The sequence below is a fragment of the Geodermatophilus sp. URMC 65 genome (genome assembly GCF_053502545.1).
On sequence record NZ_CP199954.1, the window covers coordinates 213746 to 236865 of the forward strand.

The following is a 23120-nucleotide window of genomic DNA, read 5'->3' on the forward strand; positions in this document are numbered from 1 at the left end:
GGGCCGTGAGCGAGCCCGAGCCGACGCCGTCCGCCCCGCACATGACCCCGGAGCAGTTCCGTCGGCACGGCCACGAGGTCGTCGACTGGATCGCCGACTACTGGACGCGAGTGGGTTCGCTGCCCGTGCGCTCCCCCGCCACCCCCGGCGACGTGCGCGCCGCGCTGCCCGACGTCCCGCCCGAACAGGGTGAACCGTTCGACGCCGTCCTGGCCGACCTCGACCGCGTCGTCGTCCCCGGGCTCACCCACTGGCAGCACCCCGGCTTCTTCGGCTACTTCCCGGCCAACACGTCCGGGCCCTCGGTGCTCGGCGACCTGGTGTCGGCGGGCCTGGGCGTGCAGGGCATGTCGTGGGTGACCAGCCCGGCGGCCACCGAGCTCGAGCAGCACGTCCTCGACTGGTTTGCCGGTCTGCTGGGCCTGCCGGAGACCTTCCTGTCGACCGGTCCCGGCGGCGGCGTCGTCCAGGACTCCAGCTCCGGCGCCAACCTCGTCGCCCTGCTCGCGGCGCTGCACCGGGCCAGTGGGGGCGGGACGGTGCGCTCCGGCGTCCGGCCCGACGAGTACACCGTCTACGTCTCCGCGGAGACGCACTCCTCGATGGAGAAGGCCGTTCGGATCGCCGGCCTCGGCAGCGACGCCGTCCGCATCGTCGAGGTGGACGGCGACCTGGCGATGCGCCCGCAGTCGCTGAAGGTGCGCCTGGAGCGGGACGTCGCCCGCGGCTACCGGCCGGTGCTGGTCTGCGCCACCGTGGGGACGACGTCGACGACGGCGGTCGACCCCCTGGCCGAGCTGGGCCCGATCTGCCGCGACGCCGGCGTCTGGCTGCACGTGGACGCCGCCTACGCGGGCGTGAGCGCCGTCGTCCCGGAGCTGCGGGCGCTGCAGGCCGGCGTCGAGTGGGCCGACAGCTACACCACCGACGCGCACAAGTGGCTGCTCACCGGCTTCGACGCGACGCTGTTCTGGGTGGCCGACCAGGCCGCGCTCACGGGCGCGCTGGCGATCCTGCCGGAGTACCTGCGCAACGCCGCCACCGACGCCGGCGCGGTCGTCGACTACCGCGACTGGCAGATCGAGCTCGGCCGCCGCTTCCGCGCGCTCAAGCTGTGGTTCGTGCTGCGCTGGTACGGCGCCGAGGGCCTGCGGGCGCACATCCGGTCCGGTGTCGCCCTGGCGCAGGAGCTGGCCGGCTGGGCCGAGGCCGACGACCGGTTCGACGTGGTCGCCCCGCACCCGCTGTCGCTGGTGTGCCTGCGCCCGCGCTGGGCCGAGGGGGTGGACGCCGACGTCGCCACCATGACGCTGCTGGAGCGGCTCAACGACGGCGGCGAGGTCTTCCTGACCCACACCACCGTCGGCGGCCAGGTGGTGCTGCGGGCGGCGATCGGCGCGCCGGCGACGACGCGGGCGCACGTCGAGCGGGCCTGGACGCTGCTGTGCGAGGGCCATGACTGGCTGGCCGCCGACTTCGCCGAGTCCGCGGCGGAGCGGGCCCGCGAGGAGACCGAGCGCCGCGCCGCCGCGGAGCGGGCGCAGGAGGAGGCCGCCCGCGCCACGGCCCTCCAGCCGGTCGAGACGCCGGCCACCCAGGACGAGACGGCGGCCCAGGCGCCCGCCCAGGAGGACCTGACGCCGCCGGAGACCGCCCCGCAGGCCGAGGCCGATCGCCCGGGGGCCGACGCGGCCCCTCTCTAGGGCCCCGCCGCCGGCCTGGTGACGTGCTGGAGCGGCCACTCCTCAGGGGCCCGCGCCGAGCGTGCGAGGCGTGGGGGAAGGGTAGTCCTCCAGTCAGCCGCGCAGTGACCGGATGAGGCCCTGCTGCGTGACCGTGGCCACGTGGGTGCCGTCGACCGCCCAGATCTGGCCGAAGCACAGCGCCCGCCCGCCGGAGGCCGCGGGGCTGTCGGTCTCGTAGAGGAACCACTCGTCGGCTCGCACCGGCGCGTGGAACCACACCGCGTGGTCGAGGCTGGCACCGACGTACTCCCCGCCCCAGCCGCCGCCGGTGCGGGCCAGCCCGGCCGAGAGCAGGGTCAGGTCGCTGACGAAGGTCAGCGCCGAGCGGTGCACGCTGCCGTCCTCGGGCAGCCGGCCGGCGACCCGCATCCACGCGCAGGTGCGGGTGTCCGGCGGCGACTTCGGCGTCCGGTCGAAGGGGTCCTCGAGCAGCCGCTGCTCCACGGCCTGGCTGATGGCGAGCGCGGCGGCGGCGCGCTCCCCGTGTGGTGCGACCACCTCGGGGAGGCTGGGCAGGGTCTCCGGGGCCGGCACCTCGGGCATCGGCAGCGCGTGCTCGACGACGGGGGTCTCCGGCACCGAGGCGTCGGCGGTCAGCGCGAAGATCGCGACGTCCTCACCCCGCCGCCGCTGCCAGGCGATGACCCGCCGGGTGCTGAACGTGCGCCCGTCCCGGATCCGCTCGACGGCGTAGCGGATCTCCTCGTGCGGGTCACCGGGCCGCAGGAAGTAGGAGTGCAGCGAGTGCACGGCGCGCTCCCCCGGCAGCGTCCGTGACGCGGCCATGAGGGCCTGCCCGGCCACCTGCCCGCCGAAGATGCGCTGCAGCGGCGTACGCGGCGTCTGGCCGACGTACAGGTCGGTGTCGCGCTCCTCGAGGTCGAGGACGGCCATCAGGGAGGCGGCCTGGCTGCCGCCGTCCACCTGCGTCACGAGTCGGTACCCACCTCGTGCACCCGGATGAGGTTGGTCGACCCCGGGGTGTTCGGCGGGCTGCCAGCCACGACGACGACCCGGTCGCCCTCCTTGAGCCGGCCGATGGACAGCAGCGAGAAGTCCACCTGCCGGACCATGTCGTCGGTGTGCTGCACCTCGGGGACCAGGAAGGTCTCCACGCCCCAGGACAGCGCCAGCTGGCTGCGCACCCGCGCGTCGACGGTGAAGGCCAGCAGCGGCATCCGGGGGTGCAGCGCGGCCAGCCGCCGGGCGCTGCCGCCGGTCTGGGTGAAGGTGGCCAGGGCCTTGACGTCGAGGGACTCGGCGATGTCCCGGGCGGCCCGGACGATGGCGCCGGACCGGGACCGCGACCGCCGGACCAGCTCGGGGACGCGCACGGCGTCGCTCTCGATGGTGTCGATGATCCGCTCCATCGTGCGCACCGCGGCGATCGGGTAGCGCCCCACCGAGGTCTCCCCCGACAGCATCACCGCGTCCGCGCCGTCCAGGACGGCGTTGGCGACGTCGGAGGCCTCCGCGCGCGTGGGCCGGGAGTTGGTGATCATCGACTCGAGCATCTGCGTGGCCACGATGACCGGCTTGTTGCGCTCACGCGCGGCCTGGACGGCCCGCTTCTGCACCAGCGGGACCTGCTCCAGCGCCAGCTCCACGCCCAGGTCGCCGCGGGCGACCATGATGCCGTCGAACGCCTCGACGATCGCCTCGAGGTTCTCCACCGCCTCGGGCTTCTCCAGCTTGGCGATCACGGGGACCGAGATGTCCTCCTGCCGCATGACGTCGCGCACCAGCTCCACGTCGCGCGGCGAGCGCACGAAGGACAGCGCGACGAAGTCCACGCCCATGTGCAGGGCGAAGCGGAGGTCCTCCTCGTCCTTGTCCGACATCGCCGGCACGCTCACGGCGACGCCCGGCAGCGACAGGCCCTTGTTGTTGGACACCTCGCCGCCCTCGACGACCAGGCACCACACGTCCGGCCCGTCGATCTCGACGACCGACAGCGCCAGCTTGCCGTCGTCGACCAGCAGCCGGTCGCCGACCCTGGCGTCGGCCGCGAGGCCCTTGTAGGTGGTGGAGACCCGCTCGGCGGTGCCCTCGACGTCGTCGACGGTGATGCAGACCCGGCTGCCGGTCTCCCAGTGCACCGGGCTGTCGGCGAAGGTGCCGAGGCGGATCTTCGGCCCCTGCAGGTCGGCGAGGACGGCGACGGCGTGACCGGTGCGGTCGGAGGCCTCGCGCACCATCCGGTAGTTCTTCTCGTGGTCGGTGTGCGCCCCGTGGCTGAAGTTGAGCCGGGCGACGTCCATCCCCGACTCGACGAGGGCGGTGACCTGTTCCGGGGAACCGGTCGCCGGCCCGAGGGTGCAGACGATCTTGGCGCGACGCGACATGGGTCAGACGCTAGTGGGGTCGCCCGCCCCGCGCGGGGAGGGCTCCCTGTGAGGCTCGTCCACACACGCCGAGGGCCGGTGGGAGGACCCCGTCCCCCTCACCCCTCGCAGGCTAGGGGCGAGCCTCCGGACGGGGCCGGACGCTCGGGAGGGACGGGGTACTCCTGTCAGCGGAGCGCCACTGCGGTGGGGGTCACCGGGCGCGGCAGCGTCGTCGAGCCGGTCAGCCAGGCGTCGACGCCGCCGGCGGCGGCCCGGCCCTCGGCGATCGCCCACACGATGAGCGACTGGCCGCGGCCCATGTCGCCAGCGACGAAGACGCCGGGGACGGTCGACATGAACTCGGCGTCGCGGGCGACGTTGCCGCGCTGGTCGAGCTCCACGCCGAGCGTCTCCACCAGGCCGGTGCGCTGGGCACCGGTGAACCCCATGGCGAGGAACACCAGGTCGGCGGGCAGCTCGCGCTCGGTGCCCTCGACCTTCTGGAACCGGCCGTCGACCCGCTCCACGTCGTGGATGAGCAGCGCGCGCAGGTTGCCGTCGTCGTCACCGAGGAAGCGCTCGGTGTTGACGCTGTAGAGCCGCTCCCCGCCCTCCTCGTGGGCGCTGGAGACGCGCATGACCATCGGGTAGGTCGGCCACGGGTTGGTCTCGGCCCGGCGGTCCGGCGGTGCCGGCATGATCTCCAGCTGGGTGACCGAGAGCGCCCCCTGCCGGTGGGCGGTGCCCAGGCAGTCGGCGCCGGTGTCACCGCCGCCGATGATCACGACGTGCTTGCCGTGGGCGTCGATCGGCGGCTCGTCGAGCTCACCGAGCGCCTGCAGGTTGCCGAAGGGCAGGTACTCCATCGCCAGGTGGATGCCGCGCAGCTCGCGGCCCGGCGCGGGCAGGTCGCGGCCCACGGTGGCGCCGCCGGCCAGGACGACGGCGTCGAAGTCCGCGCGCAGCTGCTCGACGGTCGGGTCGCCGTCCCGGCCGCTGCCGACCTCGACCCCGGTGACGAACCGCGTGCCCTCGGCCCGCATCTGGTCCAGCCGCCGGTCGAGCACGGCCTTCTCCATCTTGAACTCGGGGATGCCGTAGCGCAGCAGCCCCCCGACGCGGTCGGCCCGCTCGAAGACGGTGACGTCGTGGCCCGCGCGGGTCAGCTGCTGGGCGGCGGCCAGCCCGGCGGGCCCGGAGCCGATGACGGCGACCTTCTTGCCGGTGTGCTCGTGCGGGGTGACCGGCTTGACCAGGTCGCGCTGGAACGCCTGGTCGATGATCTCCCACTCGATCTGCTTGATCGTGACCGGCGACTCCTGCAGGTTCAGCACGCAGGAGCCCTCGCACGGCGCCGGGCACAGCTTCCCGGTGAACTCCGGGAAGTTGTTGGTGGCGTGCAGCCGCTCGATCGCCTCGGTCCAGTCGTCGCGGCGGGCGAGGTCGTTCCACTCCGGGATCAGGTTGCCCAGCGGGCAGCCGTGGTGGCAGAACGGGATGCCGCAGTCCATGCACCGGGCGGCCTGCTGGCGCACCGCGGTGACCGGGAAGACGGCGTCCTCCCCGTTCTGCCGGGAGAGGTAGACGTCCTTCCAGTCCAGGATCCGCACGTCGACGGGGCGCCGCGGCGGCAGCGCCCGCTCGTGCTTGAGGAAACCGGTCGAGTCAGCCACGTGCGGCCTCCATCACAGCTCGATCCACATCCGTTCCTGCGGCCTCGGCAGCTCGCCGGGCCTCGAGGGCGCGCCGGTAGTCGCGCGGCATGATCACGCTGAACCGCTCGGACCAGCGGCCCCAGTCGGCCAGCAGCGAAGCGGCCACCGGCGAGGCGGTGTCCGCGGCGTAGCGCACCAGCACGTCGCGCAGCCACTGCGCGGACTCCCCGTCCAGCGGCTCGACGTCCACCATCTCGGTGTTGACCCGGTGCCGGGCCAGGTCGAGGACGTAGCCGATGCCGCCGGACATGCCGGCCGCGATGTTGCGGCCGGTCGGGCCGAGGATCACCGCGGCGCCGCCGGTCATGTACTCCAGCGCGTGGTCGCCCACGCCCTCGACGATGGCCAGCGCGCCGGAGTTGCGCACGCAGAACCGCTCGCCGACCCGGCCGCGGAGGAAGACCTCGCCCGCGGTCGCGCCGTAGGCGATGACGTTGCCGGCGATGACGTTGTCCTCGGCGGCGAAGGTCGCCTCGCGCGCCGGGCGGACGACGATGCGCCCACCGGACAGGCCCTTGCCGACGTAGTCGTTGGCGTCGCCGAGCAGCGTCATGGTGATGCCGCGCGGCAGGAAGGCGCCGAAGGACTGGCCGGCCGAGCCGGTGAAGGTCAGGTCGATCGTGCCGTCGGGCAGCCCCTCGCCGCCGAACCGGCGAGTGACCATCGAGCCGAGCATGGTGCCCACGGTGCGGTTGACGTTGCGCACCGGCAGCTCGAGGCTGACCGGCCGCGCGTCGAGCAGCGCGCCCTCGCACAACTGGATCAGCGTCTGGTCCAGCGCGACGTCCAGGGCGTGGTCCTGCTCGCGCACCCGGTGCCGGGCGGCGCCCTCGGGCAGCGCCGGCACGGCCAGCATGCGGGACAGGTCCAGCCCGGCGGCCTTCCAGTGGTCGACCGCCCTGCGGGTGTCGAGCAGCTCGGCGTGGCCGATCGCCTCGTCCAGCGAGCGGAAGCCCAGCTCGGCGAGGTACTGGCGCACCTGCTCGGCGAGGAACTCGAAGAACGTGACGACGAACTCCGGCCGCCCGGTGAACCGCTTGCGCAGCTCGGGGTTCTGCGTCGCGACGCCGACCGGGCAGGTGTCCAGGTGGCAGACGCGCATCATCACGCACCCGGAGACGACCAGCGGAGCGGTGGCGAAGCCGTACTCCTCGGCGCCCAGCAGTGCGGCGATGAGCACGTCGCGGCCGGTCTTCATCTGCCCGTCGGCCTGGACGACGATGCGGTCGCGCAGGCCGTTGGCCAGCAGCGTCTGCTGCGTCTCGGCCAGGCCCAGCTCCCACGGCGACCCGGCGTGCTTGAGCGAGGTCAGCGGCGCCGCGCCCGTCCCGCCGTCGTGCCCGGAGATGAGGACGACGTCGGCGTGCGCTTTGCTCACGCCGGCCGCGACCGTCCCGACCCCGACCTCGCTGACCAGCTTGACGTGGACCCGCGCCTCGTTGTTGGCGTTCTTCAGGTCGTGGATCAGCTGCTTGAGGTCCTCGATGGAGTAGATGTCGTGGTGCGGCGGCGGGCTGATCAGGCCGACGCCCGGCGTGGAGTGCCGGGTGCGGGCCACCCACGGGTACACCTTGGCGCCAGGCAGCTGGCCGCCCTCGCCGGGCTTGGCGCCCTGCGCCATCTTGATCTGGATGTCGTCGGCGTTGACCAGGTACTCGCTGGTGACGCCGAACCGGCCGCTGGCCACCTGCTTGATCGCCGAGCGGCGCAGGTCGCCGTTCGGGTCGGGCTGGAAGCGGTCGGGGTCCTCGCCGCCCTCACCGGTGTTCGACTTGCCGCCGATCCGGTTCATGGCGATCGCCAGGGTCTCGTGCGCCTCCTGCGAGATGGAGCCGTAGCTCATCGCGCCGGTCTGGAAGCGCTTGACGATCTCGCTGGCCGGCTCGACCTCCTCCAGCGGCACGGGCGGGCGCACGCCGGTCCTGATCGTGAACAGGCCGCGGAGGGTGGCGGCCTCCTCCGACAGCTGGTCGACGGTCTTCGTGTACCGCTCGAACACCTCGTACTGCCGCGAGCGGGTGGCGTGCTGCAGCAGGAACACCGTCTCGGGGTTGAACAGGTGCACCTCGCCCTCGCGGCGCCACTGGTACTCGCCACCGGTCTCCAGCCGCCGGTGCGCGCGCTCGGTCGGGTTCTCCGGGTAGGCGCGGCGGTGGCGCATGGCCACCTCCTCGGCGAGGACGTCGATGCCGACGCCGCCGAGCGGGCAGGAGGTGCCGGTGAAGTACTCGTCGACGACCTCGTCGGAGAGACCGACCGCCTCGAAGATCTGGGCCATCGTGTACGAGCCGACGGTGCTGATGCCCATCTTGCTCATGACCTTCAGGACGCCCTTGCCCAGCGCCTTGACCACGTTGCGGACCGCCTGCGCCGACTGGATGCCGGTCAGGACGCCGTCGCGGATGAGGTCCTCGATGGACTCGAAGGCCAGGTACGGGTTGACCGCGGCGGCGCCGTAGCCGAGCAGCAGCGCGACGTGGTGCACCTCGCGGCAGTCGCCGGACTCCACGACCAGACCGACCTCCATGCGGGTCTTCTGCCGCACGAGGTGGTGGTGGACCGCGGCCGTCATCAGCAGCGACGGGATGGGGGCGCGGTTCTCGTCGCAGTCCCGGTCGGAGAGCACGATGATCCGGGCGCCGGCGGCGATCGCCTTGCTGACCTTGGTGCGCAGCTGCTCGACGGCCTCGGCCAGCGCCGTTCCGCCGCCGTTGACGTCGAAGTGGCCGGTGATGCGGACGGCGGCGTAACCGGGCAGGTCGCCGTCGTCGTCGATGTGCAGGATCTTGGCCAGTTCGTCGTTGTCGATGACCGGGTAGGGCAGGAACAGCTGCCGGCAGGACGCCGGGGTGGCGCGCAGCAGGTTCTGCTCGGGGCCGAAGGTGCGGCCCAGGCTGGTCACCAGCTCCTCGCGGATGGCGTCCAGCGGCGGGTTGGTCACCTGGGCGAACAGCTGCCCGAAGTAGTCGTAGAGCAGCCGCGAGCGGTCCGACAGCGCCGCGACCGGGGTGTCGGTGCCCATCGAGCCGATCGGCTCGGCGCCGGAGGACGCCATCGGGGTGAGCAGGACGCGCAGGTCCTCCTCGGTGTAGCCGAACAGCTGCTGCCGGCGGACGACTGACTCGTGGCTGGGCCGGGCGCGGCGGCGCTCGGGCAGCTGCGGCAGGTGCACCAGGCCGGCGTGCAGCCAGTCCTCGTACGGGTGCTCGCCCGCCAGGGCGCCCTTGACCTCCTCATCGGAGACGATCTTCCCGGCCGCGGTGTCGACGAGGAACATCCGGCCCGGCTGCAGGCGGCCCTTGGCGACCACCTCGGAGTCGGGGATCTCCAGGACGCCGACCTCGCTGGCCAGCACGACCAGGTCGTCCTTGGTGTGCCACCAGCGGCCCGGGCGCAGCCCGTTGCGGTCGAGGACGGCGCCGATGAGCGTGCCGTCGGTGAAGGCGACCGCGGCGGGGCCGTCCCAGGGCTCCATGATCGAGGCGTGGAACCGGTAGAAGGCCCGGCGGGCCGGGTCCATCTCGTCGTGGTTCTCCCACGCCTCCGGGATCATCATGAGCACCGCGTGCGGCAGCGAGCGGCCGGACAGGTGCAGCAGCTCCAGCACCTCGTCGAAGGTGGCCGAGTCGCTGAAGTCGCTGGCGGTGACGGGGAATATCCGCTCGAGACCCAGCTCGGACGCGGGGCCGGCCGGGCCGTCGAACAGCTCGGTCTCGAGCTTCGCCTCGCGGGCGCGCATGCGGTTCCGGTTGCCCTTGATGGTGTTGATCTCGCCGTTGTGCGCGATCAGCCGGAACGGGTGGGCCAGCGGCCAGCTCGGGAAGGTGTTGGTCGAGAACCGGCTGTGCACCAGCGCGATCGCCGACGCGTAGCGCTCGTCGCGCAGGTCGGGGAAGAACGCGGGCAGCTGGTCGGTGGTCAGCATGCCCTTGTAGGTGATGGTGCGCGAGGACAGCGAGGCGATGTAGAGCGAGCTGCCGGCCTCGGAGGCGGCCCGCTCGGCCCGCTTGCGCAGCACGAAGGCGCGCCGCTCCAGCCGGGTGACGCCGTTGACGGCCACGCCGCCACCGAACGCGGCGGCGTCGGCGCGGGCACCGATGGTCTCGGCGACGAACAGCTGGGCGAAGTGCGGCATGACCGCGCGGGCGGTCGGGCCGACGTCGGCGCCGTCCGGGTCGACCGGCAGCTCGCGCCAGCCGAGGACGGTCAGGCCCTCCTCGGCGGCCAGGCGGTCGACGTCCTCGAGGCGCGCGGCGCGCTCGGCCTCGTCGACCGGCAGGAAGGCGACGCCGACGGCGTACTCGCCCACCGGGGGGAGGTCGAAGTCCACCTCGGCGCGCAGCAGCGCGTCGGGGACCTGCGTGAGGATGCCGGCGCCGTCGCCGGAGTTCGGCTCGGAGCCGGCCGCACCCCGGTGGTCGAGGTTGTGCAGGGCGGTGAGCCCGGCGGCCACGATCCGCCGGGAGGCACGACCCTGCACGTCGGCGACGAAGGCGACGCCGCAGGCGTCCTTGTCGTTGGCCGGGTCGTACAGGCCGCTCGCGGCCGGGACGGCCGAGAACGGCACGGCGGGGGCCGCGGTGGACGGCACGGCGGTACCGCCGGAGGCGGAGCGCGCGGCGGGGGCGGTGGACTCGGACATGTCACTCCCGTCGTCGGCACGCCGCCCGTTCGCCGTCGGCGGTGACGGGAGCGGGGCGGGGGGCGGGGGCCCGGCCGGTGGTCAGTGGTCAGAGGAGCGGGGCACTGCGGCTGATACCGGTGGCGGGATGGTCCGTGGACCCCCGGGCCGACCCGGCTGGCGAGCTCCGGGGGTGGTGCCCCGGTGCTGTCGTCCGCGGGGCGGCGCTGGCCCGGTTCCGACTCGTGCGACCCCGCCAGGATCACTGTGGGGTCTTGGCAGAAGGGTACACAGCCGTAACCCGGATCTCGTACGGATGAACCCCAGGTACGGCGCGTCGTCCTCAGGTACCGGTATGTCGCCGGTCGCCGTCGCCACCTGGGTCTTCGCCGTCGCGGGGCTCCGCGGCGGACGGAGCGGCGGACGGAGCGGCGGCCGGGGCGGACCCCGCGCGGGGGCGACGGGCCGGCGCGGTGTCGCCAGCGTCACGTCCGCGGGTGATCACCTCGCGGGGCCGGCCGCGCTGCCAGACCAGGTAGGCCACCGCGAGCAGACCCACGATGGTCGCGGTGAAGACGTTGAGCCGGATGCCGGAGAAGGTCTCCGCGGGGTCGGTGCGCAGCAGCTCGATCCACAGCCGGCCGGCGCAGTAGAGGGCCACGTAGAGCGCGAACGCCCGCCCGTGGCTGAGCCGGAAGCGCCGGTCGGCCCACACCACGACCGCCGCCGCGGCCAGGTTCCACAGCAGCTCGTAGAGGAAGGTCGGGTGGAAGGTGCCGAGCACCACCGGCTGACCGTCGGGACCGACGACGGCCTGCGTGCCGGTCCAGTCGTAGACCGTCAACGCCCAGGGCAGGTCGGTGGCGCGGCCGTAGAGCTCGTTGTTGAACCAGTTGCCCAGCCGGCCGATGGCCTGGGCGACGAGCAGCCCGGGGGCCAGGGCGTCGGCGAAGGCCGGCAGCGGGATGCCGCGGCGGCGGCAGGCGATCCAGGCGCCGACGCCGCCCAGGGCGATGGCGCCCCAGATGCCGAGGCCGCCCTCCCAGATGGCGAAGGCCCGCAGCGGGTCGCCGCCCTCCCCGAAGTAGGGCCGGGGGCTGCTGATGACGTGGTAGATCCGGCCGCCGACGATGCCGAACGGCACCGCCCAGACGGCGATGTCCAGGACGTCGCCCTTCGCCCCGCCCCGGGCGACCCAGCGGCGCTCGGTGATCACGACCGCCGCGACGATGCCGGCGATGATGCACAGCGCGTAGGCCCGGATGGGCAGCGGACCCAGCTCCCAGACGCCCTGCGTGGGGCTGGGGATGGCGGCCAGGACGCTCACGGCACGGACACCGGACGGCGCACGCCCGCGGCGAGGTCCTCGGAGAGCCGACGCACGCCCTCGGTGCCCCGGCCCTCGAGCAGCTCGCGCACGTAGGCCGACCCGACGATGACGCCGTCGGCGAAGCCGGCGACCTCGGCGGCCTGGTCGCCGTTCGAGACGCCCAGGCCCACGCACACCGGCAGGTCGGTGACCTCCCGGGTGCGGGCGACCAGCCGCTCAGCGGCGTCGCCGACGGTGGCCCGGGTGCCGGTGACGCCCATGGTGGAGGCGGCGTAGACGAAGCCCCGGCAGGCCGCGGTGGTGGCGGCCAGACGCGCGTCGGTGGACGACGGCGCGACCAGGAACACCCGGTCGAGGTCGTGCGCCTCCGACGCGGTCAGCCACTCCCCGGCCTCGTCGGGGATGAGGTCGGGGGTGATGGCCCCCGCTCCCCCGGCGGCGGCCAGGTCGGCGGCGAACCGCTCGACCCCGTAGCGCTCGATCGGGTTCCAGTAGCTCATCACCACCGGGGCCGCACCGGTCGCGGCGACCGCCTCGACGGCGCGCAGCACGTCGCGCATGCCGACGCCGGCGCGCACGGCCGGGTCGACGGCCTGCTGGATCACCGGGCCGTCCATGCCGGGGTCGCTGTAGGGGACGCCGACCTCGACGACGTCGGCTCCGCCCTCGACCGCCGCGACCATGGCCGCGATCGAGGCGTCGACGGCCGGGTACCCGACCGGGAGGTAGGCGACCAGCGCCGAGCGCCCCTCCGCCCTGGCCTCGGCGATGGTGTCCTCCAGCCGGCTGGTCACGCCGACTCCCCCGCGTCCTGCCCCGCGACCGCGTCGCCGGAGGTGACCGCGCCCTCGGTGGGCCGCTGGTCGGTGTCCATGCCGGCGCCGGGCTCGACGTGCTCGCGGTCGCCGAGGCCGAACCAGCGCGACGCCGTCTCGACGTCCTTGTCCCCGCGGCCGGAGAGGTTGACCAGCAGCAGCGGGGGCTCGTCGCCCCGCCCACCGGCCCTCCGCGATGCCAGCTCCGCGCCCAGCTTCATGGCCCCGGCCAGCGCGTGCGCCGACTCGATCGCCGGGATGATGCCCTCGGTGCGGCACAGCAGCGCGAAGGCCTCCATGGCCTCGGCGTCGGTGACCGCCCAGTACTCCGCGCGGCCGATGTCGTGCAGGTGGGAGTGCTCCGGGCCCACGCCCGGGTAGTCCAGGCCGGCGCTGATCGAGTGCGACTCGACCGTCTGGCCGTTCTCGTCCTGCAGCAGGTAGGAGCGGGCGCCGTGCAGCACCCCCGGCGTCCCGCCGGTGATGGTGGCCGCGTGCCGGCCGGTGTCCACGCCGTCCCCGCCGGCCTCGAGGCCGATCAGCCGGACACCCTCGTCCGGGACGAAGGCGGTGAAGATCCCGATGGCGTTGGAGCCGCCGCCCACGCAGGCCAGGACGGCGTCGGGCAGCCGGCCGAGCCGCTCGAGCAGCTGGACGCGCGCCTCGTCGCCGATGACCCGCTGGAAGTCGCGGACCATCTCCGGGAACGGGTGCGGGCCGGCGACGGTGCCGAACACGTAGTTCGTCGTCTCGACGTTGGTGACCCAGTCGCGGAACGCCTCGTTGATGGCGTCCTTGAGGGTGCGCGAGCCGGTGCTCACCGGGACGACCTCGGCGCCGAGCAGTCGCATCCGGGCGACGTTGAGCGCCTGGCGGCGGGTGTCCTCCTCGCCCATGTAGATCGTGCAGGACAGCCCCATGAGCGCCGCCGCGGTGGCGGTCGCGACGCCGTGCTGGCCGGCCCCGGTCTCGGCGATGACCCGCTGCTTGCCGATCCGCCTGGTCAGCAGCGCCTGGCCCAGCACGTTGTTGATCTTGTGCGAGCCGGTGTGGTTGAGGTCCTCGCGCTTGAGCCAGATGCGCGCCCCGCCGGCGTGCTCGGCGAACCGCGGCACCTCGGTGATCGGGCTCGGCCGGCCGGTGTAGTCGCGCTGCAGCGCGGCGAACTCCTCGATGAAGGCCGGATCGACGCGCATCGCGCGGTAGGCCTCGGTCAGCTCGTCGAGAGCGGCGATCAGCGCCTCCGGCACGAACCGGCCACCGAAGACCCCGAAGTGGCCGGTGGCGTCGGGCCAGCTGGGGTGCGCCGGCTCGAGTCGCTCCTCGGGCGGGTGGACGGCGCTCGTGGTCATGACCCCAGTGTCCCGCGTCCGGGAGCCGGGGTGGTGGGGTGGGTCGGCAACACGCTGGTGGAGGGGGCAGCGCACGGGGTCGGCTCCCGCGACCATCGCCTGCGCACACGCGCCGGTGCAGCAGCGTCGACGCGGGGGCGACCGCGCGCCGGTCGGCCCTCCTGCAGGGGCCCGATCAGCGGGGGGTGTGCGGGGTGGCCGGGTGCGCGCCGGCCGTGACCAGGTCGGCGACCGCCTGGCGGGCGTCGCCGGCGGTCACCAGGCCCTCGCCCACGAGGACGGCGTCGGCGCCGGCCGCCGCGTAGGAGATGAGGTCGTGCGGCCCGCGGACGCCGGACTCGGCGACCTTCACGACTTCCGACGGCAGCCCCGGCGCGATCCGCTCGAAGGTGGAGCGGTCGACCTGCAGCGTGGTCAGGTCGCGGGCGTTGACGCCGATCACCGCGGCGCCGGCGGACAGCGCCCGGTCGGCCTCGGCCTCGGTGTGCACCTCGACCAGCGCGGTCATGCCGAGCGACTCGACCCGCTCCAGCAGGCCGAGGAGCGCGTTCTGCTCCAGTGCGGCGACGATCAGCAGGACGACGTCGGCCCCGTGGGCGCGCGCCTCGTGCACCTGGTAGCTGGTGACCACGAAGTCCTTGCACAGCACCGGGACGTCGACGGCGGCGCGGACGGCGGCGAGGTCGGCCTGGCCGCCCCCGAAGCGGCGCCGCTCGGTGAGCACGCTGATCACCCGGGCGCCGCCGTCGGCGTACTGCCGGGCCAGCACCGCGGGGTCGGGGATGTCGGCGAGAGCGCCCTTGGAGGGGCTCTGCCGCTTCACCTCGGCGATGACGCCGACACCCGGCGCGCGCAGCGCCGCGAGGGCGTCGAGCGGCGGGCGGGCGTCCAGCGCGGCGGCCTTCACCTCCGCCAGCGGGGTGGTCGCCTCGCGTGCCGCCAGGTCCTCACGGACGCCGGCGACGATCTCGTCGAGCACGGACACGAGTGCCTCCCCACTGCTGCTCGTCACACCGCCCACCGGGCCACCAGGACCACCCACCGGGCGCGGCCCCGGCCGGGCCTCGATCCGTGGACCCACTCTAGAGGCGGCGAGTCGCCGGCCCGCCCGCGGGGGCGCACGCACTCCCCGGACGGGGTGTGGAGCAGGCGGCCCCGGGTACTCAGCGGTGTTCCGCCATCCCCTCGGTGGGGTCCTCGCCGCGGTCGAGCGCCCGCCAGACGTCGAGCGCGCGGTCCTCGTCGGTCCGCCGACGGGCGGGGGCGGGGGCCGTCGTGGCCGTGGCGGCCGCACGCTCGTACCGGCGTCCCATGCCCGGCCAGGTGCGGCCGCGGAGCACGGTGAGCAGGCCCGCCGCCGCGGCGAGCAGCCCCGCGACGAGGGCCAGCACCAGCCAGGCGGCGGACACCGCGGTCGTGACCGTGCTGCCCGGCGTCCCGCTGCCGAGCACGCCCGCCGCCGCGCCGTCCCCCCCGGTCGCCAGGGTCCGCAGGCCCGACCAGCCGAGCACTCCCCCGGCGACGGCGGCCAGCAGCCCCACCAGCACCCGTGCAGCACCGCGGACGGCGACCAGCGCGACGGCGGCCGCAAGGAGCAGCAGCCCGCCGGCCGGGACCAGGGGCGCCAGTTCCGAGCCGGTCAGCCGCTCGGTGACCGGTGGCAGGGGCTCGGGTCGCGCCACGGTGGCGGTGAGCCAGGTCTGACCGCCGGTGGACAGCGCCAGTCCCCCGGCCGCGGCCAGCCCGACGACGGCCGCGGCCATCTCGCGGCGGACGGTCCCGGTTCGCCCACGCCCCTGCCCGCTCACGCGAGCTCCCGCATCCCCTCCGCCGTCGCGATCGCCGAGAGCACCGCGCGCGCCTTGTGCCGGGTCTCGGCCTCCTCGGTGGCCGGGTCGCTGTCGGCGACGACGCCCGCGCCGGCCTGCACGTAGGCGCGACCCTGGTGCAGCACCGCCGTCCGGATGGCGATGGCCATGTCCAGGTCGCCGCCGGCATCGACGTAGCCGACGGTGCCGGCGTAGAGGGCCCGCCGGGTGGGCTCAAGCGACTCGATGATCGCCATCGCGCTCGGCTTGGGCGCCCCGGAGACGGTGCCGGCCGGGAAGGTCGCGTCGAAGACGTCGAGGGCGTCCCACCGCGGGGCGACCTCGCCGGCCACGGTCGACACGAGGTGCATGACGTGGCTGTAGTGCTCGATGCGCATGAAGTCGGGCACCTCGACCGTGCCGGGCACGCAGACCCGGCCCAGGTCGTTGCGGGCCAGGTCGACCAGCATCACGTGCTCGGCGCGCTCCTTGGGGTCGGCGAGCAGGCCCTCGGCCAGCCGCGCGTCCTCCTCGGGGGTCGCGCCCCGCGGGCGGGTGCCGGCCGGCGGGTGGACGACCGCCGAGCTTCCGGTCACGGTGACCAGCGCCTCCGGCGAGGAGCCGACGACGTCGAACGGCGACTCCCGCCCGGCGAAGCGCAGCAGGTACATGTACGGCGAGGGGTTGGTCGCCCGCAGCACCCGGTAGAGGTCCAGGGCCTCGACCTCGGTGGGCACCTCGAAGCGCTGCGAGAGCACCACCTGGAAGGCATCCCCGGCCCGGATGTGCTCCCGCACGCGCTCCACGCCGTCCTCGAAGACGCCGGGCGCCATGTTGCTCTGCACCGGCGGCGGCGCGACCGTGGCGAAGGTGGCCACGCCGGGCGGCGCGGCCTTGGCCAGGTCGGCGGCCATCGCGTCGAGCCGGGTCACCGCGTCGTCGTAGCCCTCCGAGCCCTGCCCGTCTTCCCCGCCCCGAGCCGCCCCCGCGAACGCGTTGGCGATCAGCAGCACCGTGCCGTCGTGGTGGTCGAGCACCGCCAGGTCGGTGACCAGCATGAGCGCGAGCTCGGGCATGCCGAGGTCGTCGACGGCGGTGACCGGCAGCCGCTCCAGCCGCCGGACGACGTCGTAGCCGAGGTAGCCGACCAGACCGCCGGTCAGCCGGGGCAGGTCGGGACGGCGCGGCGAGCGCAGCCGGCGGGCCAGCGTGCGGACGGCGGCCAGCGGGTCGGCGGGCAGGTCGTCGGTGAGGCCGGGCAGCTCCTCCCCCAACCACAGCGCGGCGCCGTCCCGCTCGGTGAGCACTCCGGCGCTGCGGACGCCGACGAAGCTGTACCGGCTCCACTGCTTGCCCTGCTCGGCGGACTCCAGCAGCACCGTGCCCGGCCGGTTCCCGGCGAGCTTGCGGTAGATGCCGACCGCGGTCTCGCCGTCGGCCAGCAGCCGCCGGGTGACCGGGACCATCGGCTGGTCCAGCGCCGCGAACTCCTCCCGCGACGGGGTGGTCTCACCGAGCCGCACGGGTCACCTCCAGCTCACGGTGGAAGCAGGACCGCTCGCCGGTGTGGCAGGCCGGGCCCTCCTGGTCGACGAGGAGCAGCAGCGCGTCGCCGTCGCAGTCCAGGCGGACGTCGCGGACCCACTGGCGGTGCCCCGAGGTCTCCCCCTTCACCCAGTACTCGCGCCGGCTGCGCGACCAGTAGGTGGCCCGGCCGCTGGTCAGGGTGCGGCGCAGCGCCTCGTCGTCCATCCAGGCGACCATGAGCACCTCACCGGTGTCGTGCTGCTGGACGACGGCGGCGACCAGCCCGGCGGGGTCGCGGCGCAGCAGCGCGGCGACCGCGGGGTCCAGGGCGGACTCGGCGGCGGGGACGGCGGACATGCGACCGATCGTCCCACCCGCCGCCGAGCGGCCGGGTCACCGGTGCGGCGTCGTCCCCCCACCAGGGCTGCTCCCGAACCAGGCGCGCGCGGGCCGCCCCGAGCTCAGCCCCAGGGCGACCGCTGGCCCGGCGGCGAAGCAGACGACCAGGAGCAGCAGCACGCCCGTCGCCGAGTCGAACGCTGTGAGCAGGCGCACCGACCAGTAGGCGGCCAGCGCCAGCTGCAGGACCAGCGCCGCGACCAGCGTCCACCGGGCGAGGGCGCTGCGGCGGGTGAGCGCCAGGATGCCGCCGGTCACCAGCACGACGACCGAGGTCAGCTGCACGACGGCGAGCACGCCGGCCTCGGCGGCCAGGGCCGCCCCGTCGGCCGGGAAGCCGGGCTGGTCCGCGGCCATCGAGAAGACCGTGCCGAGCAGCTGGAGGTAGGCGGTCGCGAGGGCCACGCCCGCGGCCTGGACGAAGGCGAGCACCGCGGCCGCGATCACCTGTCCGGGCCGCTGCGGCCGGGCGGGAGCCGGCGGCCACGGCTGCGGCCACGGGGCCGGGTGGGGAACGGCCGGGGTCCAGTACGGCATCGCCGTCGGCGGCGGCCCGGCGTAGGGGGCGCCCGGCTCGGTCTCCGTCGCCGGGTCCGACCACGGGCTCGGGTGCGACGTCACAGGGTCCATGGTTCGACTCCGCACTCGATCCGCTCCTCGGTCGCCAGCGCTCCCTGCGATGCTCCCTCGCGCGTCGTTCTCACAGCGCGGCCGCGAGCGCCCGGCCGGCGACCCGGCCGCTGAACAGGCAGCCGCCGAGGAAGGTGCCCTCCAGCGAGCGGTAGCCGTGCATGCCGCCCCCGCCGAAGCCGGCCACCTCGCCCGCGGCGTAGAGGCCCGGGAAGACCGCGCCGCCGGGCTGCAGCACGCGGCCGGAGAGGTCCGTCTCCAGCCCGCCGAGGGTCTTGCGGGTGATCAGGTTGAGCCGGACGGCGATCAGCGGGCCCGCCTCGGGGTCGAGCAGCCGGTGCGGCGGGGCCACGCGGATGAGCTTGTCGCCGAGGTAGCTGCGCGCGCCGCGGATCGCGGTCAGCTGCAGGTCCTTGGTGAAGGGGTGGGCGACCTCGCGGTCGCGGGCGACGACCTCGCGCTCGACGTCGGCCAGCCGCAGCTCGGGCGTACCGCCGGTGACCCGGTTCATCCCGGCGACCAGCTCGGGCAGGGTGCGGGCGACGACGAAGTCCTCCCCCTTGTCGAGGAAGGCCTGGACCGGGGCGGCGACGCCGGCGCGGGCCCGGTTGAGCAGCAGCCTGACGTCCTTGCCCGTGAGGTCGGGGTTCTGCTCGGAGCCCGACAGCGCGAACTCCTTCTCCACGATCTTGTGCGTGGCGACGAACCAGGTGTGCTCGTGGCCGGTCTGCCCGATGTGGGCCAGCGTGCCCAGGGTGTCGAACCCGGGGAACAGCGGCACCGGCAGCCGCTTGCCGGTCGCGTCAAGCCACAGCGACGAGGGCCCCGGCAGGATCCGGATGCCGTGCCGCGCCCAGACCGGCGAGTGGTTGGCGATGCCCTCGGTGTAGTGCCACATCCGGTCGCGGTTGATCAGGTTCGCGCCGGCGGCCTCGGTGGCCTGCAGCATCCGCCCGTCGACGTGCGCCGGGACGCCGGAGAGCAGTCGCTGCGGCGCGGGGCCGAGGCGGGCGGGCCAGTTCTGCCTGACCAGGTCGTGGTTGCCGACGATCCCGCCGGAGGTGACGACGACGGCCTGCGCCGAGACCTCGAACTCCCCGGCCGCGTTCCGGGTGCTCGCCTCACCGCGGGCGACGTCGCTGGGCTCGAGCACGGTGCCGCGGACACCGGTGACCGCGCCGCCGCTGACGACGAGCTCGTCGACGCGGTGCCGGAAGAGCAGCTGCAGCACCCCGCGGTCGGCGGCGGCCCGCACGCGGCGGGCGAAGGGCTCGACGATGCCCGGGCCGGTGCCCCAGACGATGTGGAAGCGCGGCACGGAGTTGCCGTGGCCGGTGGCGGTGTACCCGCCGCGCTCGGCCCAGCCGACCACCGGGAAGAACCCGATGCCCTGCTCGCGCAGCCACGCGCGCTTCTCCCCCGCGGCGAACTGCAGGTAGGCCTCGGCCCACCGGCGCGGCCAGTGGTCCTCCTCGCGGTCGAAGGAGGCGCTGCCGAACCAGTCCTGCCGGGCCAGCTCGAGCGAGTCGTGCACCCGCAGCCGCCGCTGCTCGGGCGAGTCGACGAGGAACAGCCCGCCGAAGGACCACCAGGCCTGCCCGCCCAGGGACTGCTCGGGCTCCTGGTCGAGCAGCACCACCCGCGTGCCCGCATCGGCCAGCTCCGCGGCGGCGACCAACCCGGCCAGGCCCGCCCCCACCACGACGACGTCGGTGTCGATCACGTCACTCCTCGCTGGCGCTCGTCGCCGACGTGATCGGCGATGCCGCATCTCTGCGTGACCTCGCAAGCTCGGTCACGTTCTGCACGCTAGCCGGTGCGCTGCGTCCGGCGGCCTCGTTCGGGGGCCCGCGTCGCCCCGGCGGGGCCCGTCCACTCCCGCACCGGGCGACGGACGGCGAGCACCAGGCAGCCGAGCGGCCCGACGAGCAGCAGCAGCGTCTGACCGACCACCGCGCCCAGGCCCAGGGCGCCGAACAGGACGGCGGTGCCCAGCAGGCAGAGCACCAGGACGACGCTGACGGCGGCCAGCAGCAGCCACGCCCGCGCCCGCCCGAGGACGACGAGCGCCGCGCCGGCCAGGGCGAGCACGGCCAGCACCGCGGGGACGGCGACGAACCACGGCGTCCCCACCTCCGGGTCGCGGAGCAGCCAGGCCAGCCACAGGTACTCGGCGGCGACCAGGACGCCGAAGACGGCGGCGAACGGGGCGAGGACCGGCCGCCCGGCGGGTCTCGGCGGGGGGTCCTGCCGGTAGGGCGCCGCCCGCGGCGAGCGACGCGCCGCCGCCCGGCTGCGGGAGGAGGACGACGCCATGGTCGGCAGCGTAGGTCGGCCGCCTGTGCGCCGGCCGGACGAGAGTCAGCGGGTGCGGCGCGGCCGTCCGGCCACCCAGCGGCGCACCCGCGGGGTGGCCGCCAGGACCGCGGCGAGCACGGGGGCCACCAGGAGCAGCAGCGGCAGGGCCGGGTTCCCGGCGTCCGCGGTGCCGGCGGCCGCCCACACGACCGCACCGGCCAGCACCGCGACCGGGACGACGGCCAGGACCAGGAGCAGCCAGCTGCGGCGGGCCAGCAGCCAGGCCGCGCCGAGGACCTGGACCACCGGGGCGGCGAGCAGCAGGTAGGTCCAAGGGTCGGGCCCGGCGTCCGCGGAGAGCCCGCCGAGCGCCACGGCGACGACGGCGAGGAAGAGCGTGGGCAGCGCGCCGACGAGGCCGAGGACGCCGGCGGTCAGCGCGAGCGGCGGCATGCGCGCGTCCGGCGGCGGGAGGTCGGCTGCCGGACGGCCGCGGTCGCGGGGAGTGGCCACACCCGCAGGCTAGGCCCCCCGCTCACTCACCGTCCGCATCCCGTCGCCGTCCTGCCCGTGCACCGCCGGGGGCACGACCGCACCGTGCGACACGCCGTGGGCACACGCGGTCCCGACACGCAACAGTGCGGTTCCGGAACCGGGTGGGGCGCACCGGGGCGTTGACACGTGCTGGGCGTGCCTTAAACGGTTGCCGCCTCCATTAACCATCCGCTGACAAATCCGCCGGACTCATCGCGGCGAGCGTGATGAGGACGCTGTCAGGCAAGGCCGGGCGGCCACGTCGACCACCCCTCACGAGGTCCGTCCGCCGGCATCGGCCGGCTCCTCACCCGGAGCGCACGGCCTGCTGACGGCGCCCTCACGCGTGGGACGACTCCTCTGCCGGACCCCCACGACCCACGCCTCGGACCCACCCCCGCCCTGCAGCCGTGGACCCACGGACACACGAAGGACGAATCGAGCTACACCCGCATCCCGAGACAGAGGATCCACGCCGATGACCGACACCGCGACGCCCCCGATCCGCCCCGACGCTGGCTCCGTGGGCTCCGCCCAGCTGACGGACCGACCCACCACTCCCGCCGCCGTTCCCCCCGGCCTCGCCGACGAGCAACCGCACGTCCGCGGCGGGCTGCCCGGACCCCGGTCGGCCGAACTGCTCGCCCGCCAGGAGCAGCGCGAGTCCCGCGCTCGCACCTACCCCCGGCACCTCCCGATCGCGATCGCCGAGGCGGCCGGCAGCCGCGTCCGCGACCTCGACGGCAACGTGTACATCGACTTCCTCGCGGGAGCAGGCGTGCTCTCCCTGGGCCACAACCACCCGGACCTGGTCCAGGCCGTCGTCGAGCAGCTCGGCCGGCACGTCCACGGACTGGACCTCCCCACGCCCGCGAAGGACGCCTTCACCGACGCCCAGCTGTCGATGCTCCCCGACTCCATGCGTGACCGCATGCGTATCCACTTCTGCGGCCCCACCGGGGCCAACGCCGTGGACGCGGCCCTCAAGCTGTGCAAGACCGCGACCGGACGAGGCGACGTCATCTCCTTCCAGGGCGGGTTCCACGGCAGCAGTCACGCGGCCATGGCGGTCACCGGCCTGGTCGAGCAGAAGAGCCCCGTCCCCAACGGTGTCCCGGGGATCCACTTCTTCCCGTTCTCCTACTGCGGCCGCTGCCCCGTGGAGCTCACCCCCGACAGGTGCACCACCAACTGCGTGGCGTACCTCGAGCGCGCGCTGACGGACAGCAACGGGGGGATCCCCCTGCCGGCCGCCGTCATCCTCGAGCTGGTCCAGGGCGAGGGCGGCGTCATCCCGGCGACCGTGGACTACGCCCGGCGGGTCCGGGAACTCACCCGCGCCCTGGACATCCCCCTCGTCGTGGACGAGGTCCAGACGGGGTGTGGCCGGACAGGGACCTGGTACGCCTTCGAGCAGTACGGGATCGAGCCCGACGTGATCGTGACGTCCAAGGGACTCAGCGGCATCGGGCAGCCGGTCGCGCTCATCATCTACGACCGGCGGCTCGACACGTGGGCCCCCGGTGCGCACACCGGCACGTTCCGCGGCAACCAGCTGGCCTTCGCCGCGGGTGCCGAGATGGTCCGGGTCGTGCGCCGCGACGGCGTCCTGCACAACGTGCGCGAGCGCGGTCTGCAGATCGACCATCTGCTGGCCCCGCTCCAGGACTTCCCTCACGTCCGGCAGATCCGGGGCGTCGGCCTGATGTGGGGCGTCGAGCTCGCCGATCCCGTGACCGGCCACCCCGCGGGGCAGCTCGCCCGGGACGTCCAGCACCGCGCGCTGCGGCGTGGGCTGATCCTCGAGTGCGGCGGACGGGACGACTGCGTGGTGCGCATGCTGCCCCCGCTGAACGTCACGGCCGAGACCGTCGACCTGGCGTGCGAGATCCTCGCGACCAGCCTGCGCGAGGCGATCGACGGCCTGCCGACCGCGTCTCGCGGAGCCGGTACTGCCCTCGGCGATGGCGCGCGGATCCCGTCGCCCCGCACCCAGCCACCCCATCGGTGATGGAAAGG

At 74.5% G+C, this 23120-nt stretch carries 17 protein-coding genes; 2 read left to right on the forward strand and 15 right to left on the reverse strand.

The window, feature by feature from the left end; translation table 11 throughout:
* The first annotated feature begins 5 nt into the window (after positions 1-5).
* Positions 6-1703 (forward strand): pyridoxal-dependent decarboxylase, encoded by a 1698-nt coding sequence (locus ACWIX7_RS01035; protein WP_448619771.1) that lies wholly within the window; start codon positions 6-8, stop codon positions 1701-1703.
* Between the two features lie 93 nt (positions 1704-1796).
* On the opposite strand, the gene ACWIX7_RS01040 is transcribed toward ACWIX7_RS01035, so the two are convergent.
* The 15 genes from ACWIX7_RS01040 to ACWIX7_RS01110 form a co-directional block, all read right to left on the reverse strand.
* A complete protein-coding gene (locus ACWIX7_RS01040) occupies positions 1797-2678 on the reverse strand; it encodes an acyl-CoA thioesterase (RefSeq protein WP_448619772.1) in 882 nt (293 codons plus the stop codon).
* A complete protein-coding gene (gene pyk / locus ACWIX7_RS01045; protein WP_448619773.1) occupies positions 2675-4090 on the reverse strand; it encodes a pyruvate kinase in 1416 nt (471 codons plus the stop codon). Before pyk ends, ACWIX7_RS01040 begins: the two co-directional genes overlap by 4 nt.
* Positions 4091-4257: 167 nt before the next feature.
* Complete coding sequence (locus ACWIX7_RS01050; protein ID WP_448619774.1) at positions 4258-5745, reverse strand: glutamate synthase subunit beta; 1488 nt, start codon at positions 5743-5745, stop codon at positions 4258-4260.
* Positions 5738-10429, reverse strand: coding sequence for a glutamate synthase large subunit (gene gltB / locus ACWIX7_RS01055; protein WP_448619775.1), 4692 nt, complete (start codon positions 10427-10429; stop codon positions 5738-5740). The genes ACWIX7_RS01050 and gltB overlap by 8 nt, the downstream gene beginning before the upstream one ends.
* A 322-nt stretch (positions 10430-10751) precedes the next feature.
* A complete protein-coding gene (lgt, locus tag ACWIX7_RS01060) occupies positions 10752-11735 on the reverse strand; it encodes a prolipoprotein diacylglyceryl transferase (RefSeq protein ID WP_448619776.1) in 984 nt (327 codons plus the stop codon).
* On the reverse strand, positions 11732-12532 hold the full coding sequence (trpA, locus tag ACWIX7_RS01065; RefSeq protein ID WP_448619777.1) for a tryptophan synthase subunit alpha: 801 nt from the start codon (positions 12530-12532) through the stop codon (positions 11732-11734). Before trpA ends, lgt begins: the two co-directional genes overlap by 4 nt.
* Entirely contained in the window at positions 12529-13905 is a 1377-nt protein-coding gene (gene trpB, locus ACWIX7_RS01070; protein WP_448619778.1) for a tryptophan synthase subunit beta, read from the reverse strand. Before trpB ends, trpA begins: the two co-directional genes overlap by 4 nt.
* Positions 13906-14080: 175 nt before the next feature.
* Entirely contained in the window at positions 14081-14890 is an 810-nt protein-coding gene (gene trpC / locus ACWIX7_RS01075) for an indole-3-glycerol phosphate synthase TrpC (protein WP_448619779.1), read from the reverse strand.
* A gap of 178 nt (positions 14891-15068) precedes the next feature.
* The gene (locus tag ACWIX7_RS01080) at positions 15069-15713 is read right to left on the reverse strand and encodes a Trp biosynthesis-associated membrane protein (protein ID WP_448619780.1); all 645 of its coding nucleotides are present in this window, start codon (positions 15711-15713) and stop codon (positions 15069-15071) included.
* Entirely contained in the window at positions 15710-17236 is a 1527-nt protein-coding gene (locus ACWIX7_RS01085) for an anthranilate synthase component I (protein ID WP_448619781.1), read from the reverse strand. Before ACWIX7_RS01085 ends, ACWIX7_RS01080 begins: the two co-directional genes overlap by 4 nt.
* Positions 17223-17597, reverse strand: a complete 375-nt coding sequence (gene hisI / locus ACWIX7_RS01090; RefSeq protein WP_448619782.1) for a phosphoribosyl-AMP cyclohydrolase — start codon at positions 17595-17597, stop codon at positions 17223-17225. The genes ACWIX7_RS01085 and hisI overlap by 14 nt, the downstream gene beginning before the upstream one ends.
* 36 nt (positions 17598-17633) lie before the next feature.
* Entirely contained in the window at positions 17634-18269 is a 636-nt protein-coding gene (locus ACWIX7_RS01095) for a hypothetical protein (protein WP_448619783.1), read from the reverse strand.
* Between the two features lie 70 nt (positions 18270-18339).
* Positions 18340-19992: an FAD-binding dehydrogenase gene (locus tag ACWIX7_RS01100; protein WP_448619784.1), complete on the reverse strand. Its 1653-nt coding sequence runs from the start codon at positions 19990-19992 to the stop codon at positions 18340-18342.
* 86 nt (positions 19993-20078) lie between these two features.
* Entirely contained in the window at positions 20079-20585 is a 507-nt protein-coding gene (locus ACWIX7_RS01105) for a hypothetical protein (RefSeq protein WP_448619785.1), read from the reverse strand.
* 45 nt (positions 20586-20630) lie between these two features.
* The gene (locus ACWIX7_RS01110) at positions 20631-21080 is read right to left on the reverse strand and encodes a hypothetical protein (protein ID WP_448619786.1); all 450 of its coding nucleotides are present in this window, start codon (positions 21078-21080) and stop codon (positions 20631-20633) included.
* A 499-nt stretch (positions 21081-21579) separates the two neighbouring features.
* Between ACWIX7_RS01110 and ACWIX7_RS01115 the strand changes: the two genes are divergently transcribed.
* Complete coding sequence (locus ACWIX7_RS01115; protein WP_448619787.1) at positions 21580-23112, forward strand: aspartate aminotransferase family protein; 1533 nt, start codon at positions 21580-21582, stop codon at positions 23110-23112.
* Positions 23113-23120 lie beyond the last annotated feature (8 nt).

Excerpts from the sequence above, each read along its gene's own strand:
- pyk (WP_448619773.1), bottom strand. The coding sequence starts at position 4,090 with ATGTCGCGTCGCGCCAAGATCGTCTGCACCCTCGGGCCGGCGACCGGT.
- gltB (WP_448619775.1), bottom strand. The coding sequence starts at position 10,429 with ATGTCCGAGTCCACCGCCCCCGCCGCGCGCTCCGCCTCCGGCGGTACC.
- trpB (WP_448619778.1), bottom strand. The coding sequence starts at position 13,905 with ATGACCACGAGCGCCGTCCACCCGCCCGAGGAGCGACTCGAGCCGGCG.
- hisI (WP_448619782.1), bottom strand. The coding sequence starts at position 17,597 with ATGTCCGCCGTCCCCGCCGCCGAGTCCGCCCTGGACCCCGCGGTCGCC.
- ACWIX7_RS01095 (WP_448619783.1), bottom strand. The coding sequence starts at position 18,269 with ATGGACCCTGTGACGTCGCACCCGAGCCCGTGGTCGGACCCGGCGACG.
- ACWIX7_RS01105 (WP_448619785.1), bottom strand. The coding sequence starts at position 20,585 with ATGGCGTCGTCCTCCTCCCGCAGCCGGGCGGCGGCGCGTCGCTCGCCG.
- ACWIX7_RS01115 (WP_448619787.1), top strand. The coding sequence starts at position 21,580 with ATGACCGACACCGCGACGCCCCCGATCCGCCCCGACGCTGGCTCCGTG.